The sequence below is a fragment of the Ruegeria sp. CI1 genome (assembly GCF_056536925.1).
In genome coordinates, this window is sequence record NZ_JBQFQP010000009.1 from 172,288 (window position 1) to 185,585 (window position 13,298).

Here is a 13,298-nt window from a genome sequence, read left to right on the forward strand (position 1 = left end):
GTTAGGCGCCTTACAATGGTTTCCTGTTCAGTGCGCCATGAATACGGGCACCGTCGCCTGTTCCAGCATGTTTCGTGTGGCACCGCCAAGGATCGCTTCGCGGAATCTGGAATGGCCATAGGCACCCATGACCAACATATCCGCATCGGTGTCAGCCGCATGGCGGTTCAGGATGTCCGATACCCGCGTCATGGTCTTGCTCAGAACGTCGATCTCACACTTGACTCCGTGCCGCGAGAGCATCTGTGACAACAGCCCGCCGGGGTCCGAGCGGTCCGGTCCGTGGGTCGGGGGGTCGATTACTACGATCCGCACCAAGTCTGCGGCCGTCAGGAAAGGCAACGCGCTGCGGATGGCGCGCATTGCTTCGACGCTTTCATTCCAACCGATAAGGATTGTTCCGGGTCGCGCCACCGGTTCAACATTGTCCGGAACGACGAGAACAGGGGCGTGCCCCTCGAACATTGCCGCTTCGACAATCGGTTCAGCCTCGGCCCCGCGGTCTTCGCCATAGGGGCGGGACAAGATCACCAGATCGGAAAACCGCGCGCGATGGGCGACGTGGCGGCCAAGATCGGCAATTTGCGCAACTCCATTTTCCGCCGACCAACGCACTCCGGACTTACCCAGGTAATCCTCGGCAAAATCCAGAATCTCATCGGCTTCGCTATTCGCGCGGCTTAGCGTTTCCTGAAGGATCAACGCGTTCGCACCCGCATAATAATAACCGGTTTGACTGCGGTCGACGCCCAGACAGAGCGCCTCGACGTGGCTGTCCTGAGCCTGGGCCAGTGCCACCATCTGCGCAAGCGCCGGTTTGGCTGATGAGATATCCGTCATCACGGTGAGCAGGGATTTAAAGGACATTTCAACCTCTGAGCTGCCGGTGTGTCAAAACGTGCCACCGATTTTCATATTTCCTAGGTTATGCGTGTCATATAATTCAAGCTATTGTCTTGACACAGATCAAAGCAACTTGCGCTGCCATTCTACATTACGGCAGCCAGTCAAAGAAGTCTGCGCGGCAGCAAGAACCGCGTGGGGCATGGCAAAGGGACGCAAAATGTCAAACTATATCAAGCTTATCGCGCTTGGTCTGATTGCGGTATTCGCCGCGATCGCGGCCAATTACGCGCGAGATCTGGCTTATCAGGTGCATGCCATTCTCATAATGGTTGTCGCCGCCGGTCTTTTCATCTGGACACTGCGCCGTACTGACGAGGTTCTGCCCATCGATTATTCGGGCGAATACATGGACGGTGTCGTGCGTTATGGCGTAATCGCAACCGCATTCTGGGGCGTTGTCGGCTTTCTGGCCGGGACCTTCATCGCATTTCAACTGGCCTTCCCGGCGCTGAATTTCGAATGGGCGCAGGGATTTGCGAATTTCGGCCGTTTGCGCCCATTGCATACATCGGCGGTGATTTTCGCGTTTGGCGGCAACGCCCTGATTGCCACGTCTTTCTACGTCGTGCAGCGCACTAGTGCCGCGCGCCTTTGGGGCGGCAATCTGGCATGGTTCGTGTTCTGGGGCTATCAGCTGTTCATCGTACTGGCCGCAACCGGTTACTTGCTTGGAGGGACGCAATCCAAGGAATATGCCGAGCCTGAGTGGTATGTCGACTTGTGGCTGACTGTCGTCTGGGTTGCCTATCTTGCGGTATACTTGGGCACGATCATAAAGCGGAAAGAACCCCATATTTACGTGGCCAACTGGTTCTACCTGTCGTTCATCGTGACGGTTGCCATGCTGCACCTTGTCAACAACATGACCATCCCGGTCAGCATCTGGGGCTCGAAATCCGTGATTGTCTGGTCGGGTGTACAAGACGCCATGATTCAGTGGTGGTACGGCCACAATGCTGTGGGCTTCTTCCTGACCGCGGGCTTCCTTGGCATGATGTACTATTTCATTCCGAAACAGGCCGAACGCCCGGTGTTTTCGTACAAGTTGTCGATCATCCACTTCTGGGCGCTGATCTTTTTGTACATCTGGGCCGGTCCGCACCACCTGCACTACACAGCACTGCCTGACTGGGCGTCGACGCTGGGCATGGTGTTCTCGGTCATCCTGTGGATGCCGTCCTGGGGTGGCATGATCAACGGCCTGATGACGCTGTCCGGCGCTTGGGACAAGCTTCGCACCGACCCGGTAATCCGGATGATGGTAATCTCGGTCGGCTTCTACGGCATGTCCACTTTCGAAGGCCCGATGATGTCGATCCGCGCGGTGAACAGCCTCAGCCACTATACCGACTGGACCATCGGTCACGTGCACTCTGGCGCGCTGGGTTGGAACGGCATGATCACCTTTGGCGCGCTGTACTATCTGGTGCCAGTACTGTGGAAGCGTGAGCGTCTGTATTCGCTTCAAATGGTCAGCTGGCACTTCTGGCTCGCCACGATCGGCATCGTTCTCTATGCCGCTTCCATGTGGGTGACCGGTATCATGGAAGGCCTGATGTGGCGCGAAGTGGATGCCAACGGCTTCCTGGTGAACTCGTTCGCCGACACCGTTGCCGCCAAGTTCCCGATGTATGTGGTGCGTGCGCTGGGTGGGGTCATGTTCCTCGCTGGTGCCGTCATCATGTGCTACAACCTGTGGATGACCGTTCGTCGAGCGCCGGCCAAAGAGGCCAGCCTCGGCGTCGCGGTCCCGGCTGAATAAGGAGGGCCGGAGCAATGGCAATTCTCGACAAACACAAGATCCTCGAGACCAACGCGACCCTCCTGCTGATCTTCAGCTTTCTGGTCGTAACCATCGGTGGCCTCGTGCAGATCACCCCGCTGTTCTATCTGGAAAACACCATCGAGAAGGTGGAGGGCATGCGCCCTTACACCCCTCTCGAAATGGCCGGGCGCGAAGTCTATATCCGCGAAGGCTGCTATGTCTGCCACAGCCAGATGATCCGCCCTATGCGGGACGAGGTCGAACGTTATGGTCACTACTCGCTGGCGGCGGAATCGATGTACGATCACCCGTTCCAGTGGGGTTCAAAGCGCACCGGACCGGATCTGGCCCGCGTCGGTGGCCGCTACTCGGACGAATGGCACGTCGATCACCTGCGTGACCCACAGGCCGTGGTCCCGGAATCGGTGATGCCGAAATACGGCTTCCTCGAAAACAGGAAGATCGACGGCAAATACATCGGTGACATCATGGCCGCAAACGCGCTGGTCGGAACACCGTATTCGGACGAGATGATCGAAAACGCAGTCGCCGATTTCCGGGCGCAGGCAGATCCGGACAGCGATTATGACGGGCTTCTGGAACGCTATGGCGACAATGTCAACGTACGCAACTTCGACGGCCAACCGGGCGTGACCGAAGCCGATGCCTTGATCGCCTATCTGCAGATGCTGGGTACGTTGGTCGATTTCTCGACCTTTATCCCTGATGCAAGCCGCTAGGGAGGGGTGTGATGGAAGAATACACAATCCTTCGGCAATTCGCGGATAGCTGGATGTTGCTGGTCCTCTTCACCTTTTTTCTGGGCGTGGTCCTTTGGGTCTTTCGCCCCGGCGCAGGGAAGGAGCACCGCGACAGCGCCAACATCCCGTTCCGGCATCAAGATAAACCCGCCACATCCAAGGAGGCGCGGCAATGAGCAAGACACCTGAAAAACAACCGGGTGATCCGAAAACCACCGGGCACACTTGGGACGGAATCGAGGAATTCGACAACCCGATGCCCCGCTGGTGGCTGTGGACCTTCTACGCCACCATTATCTGGGGTGTGATGTATACCATCGCTTACCCAGCTTGGCCGCTGATCAACTCGGCCACCGCCGGTGCGCTGGGGTGGTCAACCCGCGCCGACGTTGCCGCTGAAATCTCCGCGGTGGAAGAGGCTAACGCCGCCATCAACGACAAGCTGGCATCCGTGGAATTGACCGCAATCCAAGGCGACGCCGAACTCAACGGATACGCAGTTTCGGCCGGTGGCGCCGTGTTCAAGACCTGGTGCGCCCAGTGCCATGGCTCGGGCGCGGCAGGGGCCAAGGGCTATCCGAACCTATTGGATGACGACTGGCTGTGGGGTGGTGATATCGAAAGTATCCACTTCACCATCAGCCACGGTATCCGCAATTCGGATAGTGACGAGGCACGGTATTCGGAAATGCCGGCCTTTGGACGGGACGAACTGTTGGGCGAAGAGGAAATCGATCAAGTCGTGAACTACGTCATGTCTCTGTCGGGCGAACCACAGGACGCAGGCGCGGTCGAAGCCGGGTCGGTTGTTTTTGCCGACAACTGTGCAGCCTGCCACGCCGAGGATGGTACCGGCGATATCTACCAAGGCGCGCCGAATCTGACAGATGCGATCTGGCTTTATGGTGGCGACTACGACACGCTGATCGACACTGTCAGCAACAGCCGGTTTGGAGTCATGCCCGCCTGGAACACCCGCCTGACCGAATCCCAGATTCGCGCGGTTTCGGCCTATGTCCATCAGTTGGGTGGCGGTGAATAAGACTTGAGGATACCTCTGGGCGGCTTGCCGCCCAGAGGGTGAGGTGCCGGCTGTTCCATCTGTTCGCGCGTTTCCTGAACAGCCGGCGCCAACTAACCGAAATGCTAGTTGAAGTCTGTCGATTGCTGAAACCGGCAATCGTGTTTTCTTTATGCATGTTTTGCCACGGGTTCAAAACCTAAATTGAAGATGCGCTTTTTGACCCATGTCAAAGTTGTACCAACTATGATCTGTGAGAACACGCGCAAGTGCCCCAGATCTGGAGTGAGTCCGTGAGCGATTCCGACCCCGCCCCCAGCCTTTACGCCGCAAGGGAGCCGATTTTTCCGCGCCGCGTATCAGGTCCGTTCCGAAACCTGAAATGGATCATCATGGCGGTGACCCTGGGTATCTATTACCTGACGCCATGGATCAGGTGGGACCGGGGGCCCAGCCTGCCGGATCAGGCGGTGCTTCTGGATATGGCCAACCGCCGGTTCTATTTCTTCTGGATCGAAATCTGGCCGCACGAGTTCTATTTTGTCGCTGGTCTGCTGATCATGGCCGGCCTCGGCCTATTTCTGTTTACATCCGCCCTGGGCCGGGTCTGGTGCGGTTATGCCTGCCCGCAGACGGTCTGGACCGATCTCTATATTCTCGTCGAGCGCTGGATTGAAGGCGACCGCAACGCCCGCCTTCGCTTGCACCGGCAGAAAAAGCTCGATTTCCGCAAGGCGCGTCTGCGCATTACCAAATGGATTGTCTGGCTGCTCATCGGTCTCGCCACCGGCGGCGCGTGGGTATTCTATTTTGCCGATGCCCCGACGCTGGCAAAGGATCTGGTCACGCTGAACGCTCATCCGATCGCCTACACCACCATGGCGGTGCTGACCTTTACAACCTTCTTGTTTGGCGGCTTCGCCCGCGAACAGATCTGCATCTATGCCTGCCCTTGGCCGCGCATTCAGGCGGCGATGATGGACGAAGACACGCTCGTCGTCGGTTACCGTGAATGGCGGGGCGAGCCGCGTGGCAAGGGCAAACGCGTCGAGGAGTCGGAGCTGGGCGATTGCATCGATTGCATGGCCTGCGTCAACGTGTGTCCGGTCGGCATCGACATCCGCGACGGGCAGCAACTGGAATGCATCACTTGCGCCCTGTGCATTGACGCCTGTGACGACATGATGGCCAAGATTGGCAAGCCGCGTGGATTGATCGACTATATGGCGCTCAGTGACGAAGGTCGCGAGCGTGCAGGGCACCCACCCAAAAACGTCTGGAAGCACATCCTGCGCCCGCGCACGATCCTCTACACCAGTCTGTGGTCGGCGGTCGGGTTCGCGTTGCTGTTCGCGCTCTTCATCCGATCCGATATCGACTTGACGGTGGCGCCAGTGCGCAACCCGACCTTCGTGACCTTGTCGGATGGATCGATCCGCAACACCTATGACGTCCGGCTGCGCAACAAGCATGGCGAAGACCGGCTGTTCAAGTTGTCGCTGACGGGTGATCCGACCATGCGCATACAGATTGAAGGCACTGATTACGATGTTGTCAACGTTCCGGCTGACACGGCACAGCTCACTCGTGTATATATCATGGCCTCCAAGGATGCTGCGCCGTCCGCGGCTCAGGCAACTCCGGTCCGGATCTGGGTCGAGGATCTGACCAGTGGCGAGCGCGCCTACAAAGACACCACGTTCAACGGACGAGGGAACTGACCATGGCGGAACGCCAGTTTACCGGAAAACATGCGCTGGCTGTATTTGTCGGGGCGTTTGGTGTGATCATCGCGGTGAATCTGATTCTGGCCTATAGTGCGGTGAAGACCTTTCCGGGGCTTGAGGTAAAGAATTCTTATGTCGCCAGCCAGGAATTCAACACCCGCCGCGACGCGCAGGAATCTTTGGGTTGGACCGTGCGTGCCGATGCGGCGGGCGGGTTGATCTTTCTTTCGATCATTGATGCATCCGGCACCCCAGTTGAGGTGCAAAAGCTTGACGCGGTTGTGGGGCGGGCAACCCATGTGAACGAAGATAGCCGGCCCGAATTTCGCTTTGACGGCAGTGCCTATGTGGCCAAGGCCGAATTGGGAAAAGGCAACTGGAACATTCGTATGGTCGCCACAGCTGCGGATGGCACGGAATTCACCCAAAGGGTGCTTCTGCGCGTAAAAGGATGATGTGATGTCTGCCCAGATGCGCCCAGGCACAGCGGCTTGCCCCGGATGCCTCGCGGCTCCGGCTGAACCGGCGCGCGCCATCCTCGAGGATGTTCAGATTGCTCTGTCGCTGCCGGGCATCCACTGCTCGGGATGCATTGCCACAGTCGAACGCGAGTTGAACGCCTATCCCGGCGTCGCCGATGCTCGGGTCAATCTGACGCTCAAGCGGGCGATGATCCAGGCTTCGGCGAATGTGCGCGCTGCCGATCTTATCCCAGTGCTGGAGCGCGCAGGGTACGAAGCGCATGAGCTGGATACCGGCGCGCTGGCGGCAACGCAGACCGACAAGGCGGGCCGTGACCTTCTGATGCGACTTGCGGTGGCGGGGTTCGCCTCGATGAACGTGATGTTGCTTTCGGTATCGGTTTGGTCCGGGGCATCGGACGCCACACGTGACATGTTTCACTGGATTTCGGCGGCCATTGCGCTGCCAGCGATTGCGTTTTCAGGACAGCCGTTCTTTGCGAATGCGTGGAGTGCGCTTCGCGTTCGTCGCCTGAACATGGACGTACCGATCGTTCTGGCCATTGTTTTGGCGCTGGTCACTTCGCTTTGGGAAACCTCGCTGAGTGGCGAGCATGCCTATTTCGATGCCGCCCTGACTCTGACCTTCTTTCTGCTGGCAGGACGTTATCTCGATTATCGAACCCGGGCCGTGGCGCGGTCTGCTGCCGAAGAACTGGCGGCACTGGAAGTTCCGCGTGCCATACGTGTGGCCAACGACATCGAGGAAGAAGTTGCCGTCTCCACGCTTGCGGTCGGCGATCTGGTGCTTGTGCGCCCGGGTGGCCGGATGCCAGTGGATGGCGAGGTCGTATCCGGTCGCTCCGAATTGGACCGTTCGCTGCTGACTGGCGAAACGCTCCCCGTCTTTGCCGAACCGGGCTTGATCGTGAGTGCGGGCGAGGTGAATCTGACCGGCCCCCTGACCATACGCGCCACAGCGGTGGGGCAGGAAACCTCGCTGCATCGCATGGCGGATCTGGTGGCTATCGCCGAGTCAGGCCGGTCACGCTATACCTCGCTGGCCGACAGTGCAGCCAAACTTTATGCACCAGGCGTTCATATCCTATCAGCGCTCAGCTTTCTCGGCTGGTATCTGTATTCAGGTGATGTTCGCACGGCGTTGAACATCGCCGCCGCCGTTCTCATCATCACCTGCCCCTGCGCTTTGGGTCTGGCGGTTCCGGCCGTGACCACCGCCGCCTCCGGGCGGTTGTTCCGTCGGGGCTTGCTGATCAAACACGCAACCGCACTGGAGCGTCTGGCCGAGGTGGACACGGTCGTCTTTGACAAAACGGGCACTCTGACCGCCGGAACGCCGGAACTGACCAATCTGGGCGATCACACGCGGACCAATCTGGAAATCGCACTGGCGCTGGCCGAGGCATCGTCTCACCCGTTGTCGGTTTCACTAGCCAAGACTGCTCGCGCTACCGGGATAAAGCCAGCGGGCATTGCCAATCTGATTGAGGTTCCCGGTTATGGAGCCAAAGGTCAGTTTCGCGGTCAGACCGTACGCCTGGGCCGTGCGGCATGGGTAGGTGCAGAACAGGGCAATCAAACAGCCGCATGGTTGGCAGTTGGGGACCGCGCGCCGGTGGCATTCGTTTACACGGACGCGCTGCGCCCCGGCGCGGTACAAGCGGTGGCTGCTCTTCGCAATGCCGGCAAGCAGGTGGCATTGATTTCCGGTGATACCCAAGGCGCCGTTGCGGCGCTGGCAGAGCGGCTTGGCATTCAAGATTGGGTGGCCGAGGCCTTGCCCGAAGACAAGGTCAAGCGGGTGCAGCAGCTGACGGAGGAGGGCCGCAAGGTCTTGATGGTGGGGGACGGCCTCAACGACACAGCGGCGCTTGCGGCGGCACATGTATCGATCTCGCCAGCGTCGGCTCTGGATGCGGCGCGCGTTGCCTCGGATATCGTTTTGCTTGGCACCGAGTTGTCGCCGATTGCTGAGGCTTGTGAGACCGCGACCAAGGCAACCAAACGAATCCGTGAGAACTTTCAGATTGCCACGGTCTATAACGTCATCGCGGTGCCCCTGGCGGTGGCTGGATTGGCGACACCGCTGATCGCCGCCTTGGCGATGTCGACCTCGTCGATTACCGTATCACTGAACGCTTTGCGGCTGAGGTGACCCGATGGAAGTACTGGCTTATCTGATTCCGATCTCTCTCTTGCTGGGGGGTGTTGGTCTTGCCGCGTTCATCTACACGGTTCGTACCAACCAGTATGACGACCCCGAAGGGGACGCCCGGCGAATCCTCGACAATCAATGGGACGACAAGCCCAAACCTTGACATGTGTCGAGTCGGGGCACGAGCAGAGGGTCAGGAGGTGCGCTATGGAAATATTCAGGTCGGACAGCCGAGAGGGGCGAAAAGCGCCGCGGGACTGGTTTACCGGAACGGTTTGGCTAGAGCCGGTGATTGAAGCGCCCGAGCCGGCGCGCGTTCGGGCATTCCGGGTTTCCTTTGACGCTGGCGCGCGTACAGCATGGCATACCCACCCGTTGGGCCAGACGTTGTATGTTCTGTCAGGTGTCGGGCTGGTTGGGCGCCGTGGCGAAGCGCCCCGGACAATTCGACCCGGAGATACAGTCTGGATTCCGCCGGGCGAAGAACACTGGCATGGTGCAGCGCCGGATACGGAAATGGTCCACCTCGCCATTCAGGAGGCTTTGGATGACCACATCACCGATTGGCTGGAACAGGTCGATGACGCGGATTACCTGCAACCGCCGGCCTGATATGCGCCGCGTGTCCGCCCGCCCTTGAAATTACCGCATTGCCCGGCTATGTCCGGCCCATTCGCAAGCAGAGAGACACAAGCCAAATGGCCACCATGAATCCGATCCAGTTCATCCAGCAGGTCCGCGCCGAAGTCGCAAAGGTCGTATGGCCGACGCGCCGCGAGGTGCTGCTGACCACGGTCATGGTGTTCATCATGGCGACACTGACCGCCATTTTCTTTGCGCTGGTGGATCTGGGCATCCGTGGCGGGCTGCAGCTGATTCTGGGTATGTTCAACTAGGCAAGCCCTCGGGAACGCCCGGTTAAATCCCGGACGCCCCTTGCACAACGCGCCATGTCGGAGTAGGTGACGCGAAACCCTTTGGGACGGGCGTGCGGCGATTCGAGTTGCGCGCCGCTTTTTGTTCCGGGTTGTGCGGTGAAACCGCTGAGAAATTTCAATGACGGGCGCGCTCCGGACAGTGTGCCAAAGGCAGAACAAGGACGACAGGTTCATGGCGAAACGGTGGTACTCGGTCAGCGTTCTTTCGAATTTCGAGAAAAAGATCGCAGAACAGATCCGCACGTCCGTGGCCGAGCAGGGTCTTGAGGACGATATCGACGAAGTTCTGGTGCCCACCGAAGAGGTGATCGAAGTGCGCCGGGGCAAGAAGGTCACGACAGAGCGCCGCTTCATGCCCGGCTACGTGCTGGTGCACATGGAAATGTCCGACCGGGGCTATCACCTGATCAACTCGATCAACCGGGTCACCGGTTTCCTTGGCCCGCAAGGCCGCCCGATGCCGATGCGCGACGCCGAAGTGAACCAGATCCTCAACCGCGTTCAGGAAGGCGAAGAAGCGCCCAAGCTGATGATCTCGTTCGAGATTGGCGAAAAGGTCAAGGTCAACGATGGTCCGTTCGAGGATTTCGACGGCATGGTCGAAGGCGTGGACGACGAGAACCAGAAACTCAAGGTCTCGGTTTCGATCTTTGGCCGCGAAACGCCGGTCGAACTGGATTTTACGCAGGTCACCAAGCAGGGGTGATAGAAACACCCAAGTGGAATTTAGGACGCCGCGTTGCAGATGCATTGCGGCGTTTTTTTTGGGGGGGAGGAAGGCCAACAAAGCGGCGCATCATGTTTGGCTGAACTTGCAGCTTCCTTTGAATGTCTTGATTTCAGGTACAACGTCCTCATTGGCTTGCTGCACCGTCAAAGTTGCCGGGGGATTGTCTGGGTCATACCCGATGGGATGCGGCAAGAAAAAGTCTCTGTGAATAACCAGTGTGTATACACCTCTGGCATCCATGTTGGCGGCAACAGAAATATTGGGTGAATGACTATGCCCAATAAGAGGGACCACGCCATAGAGCATTAGCCCATTGACTTCGAGATTTATCTTATCGGCGACGAAGGAGAGAAAGACATCCGCATTTTCATTTGTCTCGCTCTTCAAGGAACAGACTATCACGGTTTCTGGTTTAGCTGTTTGTTCGCTGATGGCGAGTGATCCGGCAAGGGTCGTGAGGCCGGCCAACACGAGCGAAACTAGAGTTGGTCGAAGTTGGTCTCTTTGAATTCTCATTTACCCGGCCGCCGCGATACACCTAACGAAGCATTACATATGTGCGCGAGCGAGACCTGTCCATTTGGTCGTCCATGCTCAGCGCCTCGACCCCTTGCCAACCCCGCCATTCCCCTGTAAACGCCGCCTCTATCGTCTTCGGGCGAGATTCTCTCGTGGGAGATGGACGGATCGCGATCCTGAAATCGGACCACGCAACATTCTCCGGGCTGGACGCGTCCCGCCCACGTTGAAAGGAAAACCACATGGCTAAGAAGCTTGTTGGTTCGATGAAGCTGCAGGTTCCTGCAGGTCAGGCAAACCCCTCTCCGCCGGTCGGCCCCGCACTGGGTCAGCGCGGCATCAACATCATGGAATTCTGCAAGGCGTTCAACGCCAAGACCGCAGACATGGAGCCCGGCGCACCGTGCCCGACCGTGATCACCTACTATCAGGACAAGTCCTTCACCATGGACATCAAGACGCCGCCCGCGTCTTATTACCTGAAAAAAGCCGCTGGTCTGAAGCCGGTTGGCAAACGCAACCGCCCACGCGGTGCGGAAAATCCTGGCCGTGAAACAATCGCAACCGTGACCTCGAAGCAGGTCCGTGAAATTGCGGAAGCCAAGATGAAAGATCTGAACGCCAACGACATCGAAGGCGCAATGCAGATCATCCTGGGCTCGGCCCGCTCCATGGGCATCGAGGTGAAGTAAGATGGCTAAACTCGGAAAACGGACCCGCGCCGCACGCGAAGCTTTTGCCGGCAAGGAAAACCTGTCGGTCGAAGAAGCAGTTTCCCTGATCAAGGCAAACGCCTCTGCCAAATTCGATGAAACCGTCGAGATCGCCATGAATCTGGGCGTCGACACCCGCCACGCCGACCAGATGGTCCGCGGCGTCGTCGGCCTGCCGAACGGAACTGGCAAAACTATGCGCGTTGCAGTGTTTGCTCGCGGCCCCAAGGCGGACGAAGCCAAGGCAGCCGGTGCTGACATTGTTGGCGCAGAAGACCTGATGGAAACCATTCAGGGCGGCAAGATCGAGTTCGACCGCTGCATCGCAACCCCGGACATGATGCCCGTCGTCGGCCGTCTGGGTAAGATCCTCGGCCCCCGCAACCTGATGCCGAACCCCAAGGTTGGCACCGTGACCATGGACGTGAAAGCCGCCGTGGAAGCAGCCAAGGGCGGTGAAGTCCAGTTCAAGGCGGAAAAAGGCGGTGTTGTGCACGCCGGTGTTGGCAAAGCGTCGTTTGACGAAACCAAGCTGGTCGAAAACGTCCGTGCCTTTGTGTCGGCCGTGGCCAAGGCAAAGCCGTCGGGCGCCAAGGGCACCTACATGAAGAAAATCGCGCTGAGCTCGACCATGGGTCCCGGCGTGACCGTGGATGTGGCGCAGGCTTCGAGCGAATAAGCACGAGCATTCAGCGGTAAAACCAAGCGGGCGGCCCCGAACAGGCCGCCCGTTCTGCATTTCCAGGATGTATCAAAGGCCAAGCTCGCGGATGCTTGCTTCGCCCTTTACCAACGAAAAGAAGCTTCGATCGGCGACAGGTTCCCAGGAACCGACCGACCTGTCTAGCGGCTCCGACGCGACGACTTTTCCGCCGTTGTCCAGCCCTTCCCCGAAATAAAGCGACGGGCTGCGCCGGTCACTGGAATAACGGAAGGAATAAAGTGCCGAGCCATCGGAAAAGGCAGTCGCCATCCTGTTGGGCTGTTCGGTTTCTCCCTGAACTTCTTCAATCTGCCTGATTGTCGTGACGACAGCTTGAAAGGGGCATTCGTCTAATCCATTCGCCAGCAGCAACAGAAACAACAATTCAGAATCCGTGCTGCCGCGGCGGGCATGATAGCACTCGTCCGGCAGGAAGGCTTCAAGTTCCCGCCGTATACGCCCGAAATCGCCGATCTGACCGTTATGCATGAACGACCATTTGCCATAGGTGAAAGGATGGCAGTTGCTACGTGACGTCTCACCAAAGGTCGAGGCCCGAACGTGCGCCAGGAACAGGTGCGACTTAATCATGCGGCACAGGTCCAGAAGATTGCCATCCGACCACGCGGGCAGGACGTCACGGTACAGCCCTGGGTGCTCCTGCTCTGCATACCAAGCCATGCCAAATCCGTCACCATTCACCGCCAGCTTGGCCTCGGCGGCATGCTGGCTTTGTTCCAGCAGCGAATGTTTGGGCAAGATGATAATGTTTTCAAGCGGGATGCTTACGCCGCAATACGCTGCGAATCTGCACATATTTTCATTCTTTCCAGAATTCGAGAAGACCACATTCAATAGTGCCCAATGCCAGGAACAAC

Annotated in this window: 16 protein-coding genes; 13 read left to right on the forward strand and 3 right to left on the reverse strand. The window is 58.5% G+C overall.

Annotated features, from left to right (window positions below; genetic code table 11):
* Nucleotides 1-27: 27 nt before the first annotated feature.
* The gene (locus tag ACR0LZ_RS12680; protein ID WP_480750169.1) at nt 28-867 is read right to left on the reverse strand and encodes a universal stress protein; all 840 of its coding nucleotides are present in this window, start codon (nt 865-867) and stop codon (nt 28-30) included.
* A 196-nt stretch (nt 868-1,063) separates the two neighbouring features.
* Between ACR0LZ_RS12680 and ccoN the strand changes: the two genes are divergently transcribed.
* The 11 genes from ccoN to nusG all read left to right on the forward strand — a co-directional run bounded on the left by ccoN (nt 1,064) and on the right by nusG (nt 10,461).
* Nucleotides 1,064-2,668: a cytochrome-c oxidase, cbb3-type subunit I gene (gene ccoN / locus ACR0LZ_RS12685; RefSeq protein ID WP_480750170.1), complete on the forward strand. Its 1,605-nt coding sequence runs from the start codon at nt 1,064-1,066 to the stop codon at nt 2,666-2,668.
* A 14-nt stretch (nt 2,669-2,682) separates the two neighbouring features.
* Nucleotides 2,683-3,411, forward strand: coding sequence for a cytochrome-c oxidase, cbb3-type subunit II (gene ccoO / locus ACR0LZ_RS12690; protein WP_480750171.1), 729 nt, complete (start codon nt 2,683-2,685; stop codon nt 3,409-3,411).
* Between the two features lie 11 nt (nt 3,412-3,422).
* The gene (locus tag ACR0LZ_RS12695) at nt 3,423-3,608 is read left to right on the forward strand and encodes a cbb3-type cytochrome oxidase subunit 3 (RefSeq protein ID WP_480750172.1); all 186 of its coding nucleotides are present in this window, start codon (nt 3,423-3,425) and stop codon (nt 3,606-3,608) included.
* Nucleotides 3,605-4,474 carry a cytochrome-c oxidase, cbb3-type subunit III gene (ccoP, locus tag ACR0LZ_RS12700; protein ID WP_480750173.1) on the forward strand — a complete coding sequence of 290 codons (870 nt, stop codon included), beginning with the start codon at nt 3,605-3,607 and terminating at the stop codon, nt 4,472-4,474. Before ACR0LZ_RS12695 ends, ccoP begins: the two co-directional genes overlap by 4 nt.
* 272 nt (nt 4,475-4,746) lie before the next feature.
* Nucleotides 4,747-6,174, forward strand: coding sequence for a cytochrome c oxidase accessory protein CcoG (gene ccoG / locus ACR0LZ_RS12705; RefSeq protein WP_480750174.1), 1,428 nt, complete (start codon nt 4,747-4,749; stop codon nt 6,172-6,174).
* A 2-nt stretch (nt 6,175-6,176) separates the two neighbouring features.
* Nucleotides 6,177-6,635, forward strand: coding sequence for a FixH family protein (locus ACR0LZ_RS12710; RefSeq protein WP_480750175.1), 459 nt, complete (start codon nt 6,177-6,179; stop codon nt 6,633-6,635).
* Nucleotides 6,636-6,639: 4 nt separating this feature from the next.
* Complete coding sequence (locus ACR0LZ_RS12715) at nt 6,640-8,817, forward strand: heavy metal translocating P-type ATPase (RefSeq protein ID WP_480750176.1); 2,178 nt, start codon at nt 6,640-6,642, stop codon at nt 8,815-8,817.
* A gap of 4 nt (nt 8,818-8,821) precedes the next feature.
* Complete coding sequence (ccoS, locus tag ACR0LZ_RS12720; protein WP_480750177.1) at nt 8,822-8,980, forward strand: cbb3-type cytochrome oxidase assembly protein CcoS; 159 nt, start codon at nt 8,822-8,824, stop codon at nt 8,978-8,980.
* A gap of 44 nt (nt 8,981-9,024) precedes the next feature.
* The gene (locus ACR0LZ_RS12725) at nt 9,025-9,429 is read left to right on the forward strand and encodes a (R)-mandelonitrile lyase (protein WP_480750178.1); all 405 of its coding nucleotides are present in this window, start codon (nt 9,025-9,027) and stop codon (nt 9,427-9,429) included.
* A gap of 86 nt (nt 9,430-9,515) precedes the next feature.
* Nucleotides 9,516-9,713 (forward strand): preprotein translocase subunit SecE, encoded by a 198-nt coding sequence (gene secE / locus ACR0LZ_RS12730; protein ID WP_480750179.1) that lies wholly within the window; start codon nt 9,516-9,518, stop codon nt 9,711-9,713.
* Between the two features lie 214 nt (nt 9,714-9,927).
* Nucleotides 9,928-10,461 carry a transcription termination/antitermination protein NusG gene (gene nusG, locus ACR0LZ_RS12735; protein ID WP_480750180.1) on the forward strand — a complete coding sequence of 178 codons (534 nt, stop codon included), beginning with the start codon at nt 9,928-9,930 and terminating at the stop codon, nt 10,459-10,461.
* 90 nt (nt 10,462-10,551) lie between these two features.
* Here the strand turns inward: nusG and ACR0LZ_RS12740 are convergent, their stop codons facing one another.
* A complete protein-coding gene (locus tag ACR0LZ_RS12740) occupies nt 10,552-11,001 on the reverse strand; it encodes a hypothetical protein (RefSeq protein ID WP_480750181.1) in 450 nt (149 codons plus the stop codon).
* 245 nt (nt 11,002-11,246) lie between these two features.
* Between ACR0LZ_RS12740 and rplK the strand changes: the two genes are divergently transcribed.
* Together rplK and rplA are read left to right on the forward strand one after the other, a co-directional pair.
* Nucleotides 11,247-11,696 (forward strand): 50S ribosomal protein L11, encoded by a 450-nt coding sequence (rplK, locus tag ACR0LZ_RS12745; RefSeq protein WP_480750182.1) that lies wholly within the window; start codon nt 11,247-11,249, stop codon nt 11,694-11,696.
* Nucleotide 11,697: 1 nt separating this feature from the next.
* Entirely contained in the window at nt 11,698-12,396 is a 699-nt protein-coding gene (gene rplA / locus ACR0LZ_RS12750) for a 50S ribosomal protein L1 (protein ID WP_480750183.1), read from the forward strand.
* A gap of 72 nt (nt 12,397-12,468) precedes the next feature.
* Here the strand turns inward: rplA and ACR0LZ_RS12755 are convergent, their stop codons facing one another.
* Nucleotides 12,469-13,236: a class II glutamine amidotransferase gene (locus ACR0LZ_RS12755; RefSeq protein WP_480750184.1), complete on the reverse strand. Its 768-nt coding sequence runs from the start codon at nt 13,234-13,236 to the stop codon at nt 12,469-12,471.
* Between the last annotated feature and the right edge of the window lie 62 nt (nt 13,237-13,298).

Coding starts and splice junctions, on each gene's coding strand:
- ACR0LZ_RS12680 (WP_480750169.1), bottom strand. CDS start 867: ATGTCCTTTAAATCCCTGCTCACCGTGATGACGGATATCTCATCAGCC.
- ccoN (WP_480750170.1), top strand. CDS start 1,064: ATGTCAAACTATATCAAGCTTATCGCGCTTGGTCTGATTGCGGTATTC.
- ccoO (WP_480750171.1), top strand. CDS start 2,683: ATGGCAATTCTCGACAAACACAAGATCCTCGAGACCAACGCGACCCTC.
- ACR0LZ_RS12695 (WP_480750172.1), top strand. CDS start 3,423: ATGGAAGAATACACAATCCTTCGGCAATTCGCGGATAGCTGGATGTTG.
- ccoP (WP_480750173.1), top strand. CDS start 3,605: ATGAGCAAGACACCTGAAAAACAACCGGGTGATCCGAAAACCACCGGG.
- ACR0LZ_RS12710 (WP_480750175.1), top strand. CDS start 6,177: ATGGCGGAACGCCAGTTTACCGGAAAACATGCGCTGGCTGTATTTGTC.
- ACR0LZ_RS12715 (WP_480750176.1), top strand. CDS start 6,640: ATGTCTGCCCAGATGCGCCCAGGCACAGCGGCTTGCCCCGGATGCCTC.
- ccoS (WP_480750177.1), top strand. CDS start 8,822: ATGGAAGTACTGGCTTATCTGATTCCGATCTCTCTCTTGCTGGGGGGT.
- ACR0LZ_RS12725 (WP_480750178.1), top strand. CDS start 9,025: ATGGAAATATTCAGGTCGGACAGCCGAGAGGGGCGAAAAGCGCCGCGG.
- secE (WP_480750179.1), top strand. CDS start 9,516: ATGGCCACCATGAATCCGATCCAGTTCATCCAGCAGGTCCGCGCCGAA.
- nusG (WP_480750180.1), top strand. CDS start 9,928: ATGGCGAAACGGTGGTACTCGGTCAGCGTTCTTTCGAATTTCGAGAAA.
- ACR0LZ_RS12740 (WP_480750181.1), bottom strand. CDS start 11,001: ATGAGAATTCAAAGAGACCAACTTCGACCAACTCTAGTTTCGCTCGTG.
- rplK (WP_480750182.1), top strand. CDS start 11,247: ATGGCTAAGAAGCTTGTTGGTTCGATGAAGCTGCAGGTTCCTGCAGGT.
- rplA (WP_480750183.1), top strand. CDS start 11,698: ATGGCTAAACTCGGAAAACGGACCCGCGCCGCACGCGAAGCTTTTGCC.
- ACR0LZ_RS12755 (WP_480750184.1), bottom strand. CDS start 13,236: ATGTGCAGATTCGCAGCGTATTGCGGCGTAAGCATCCCGCTTGAAAAC.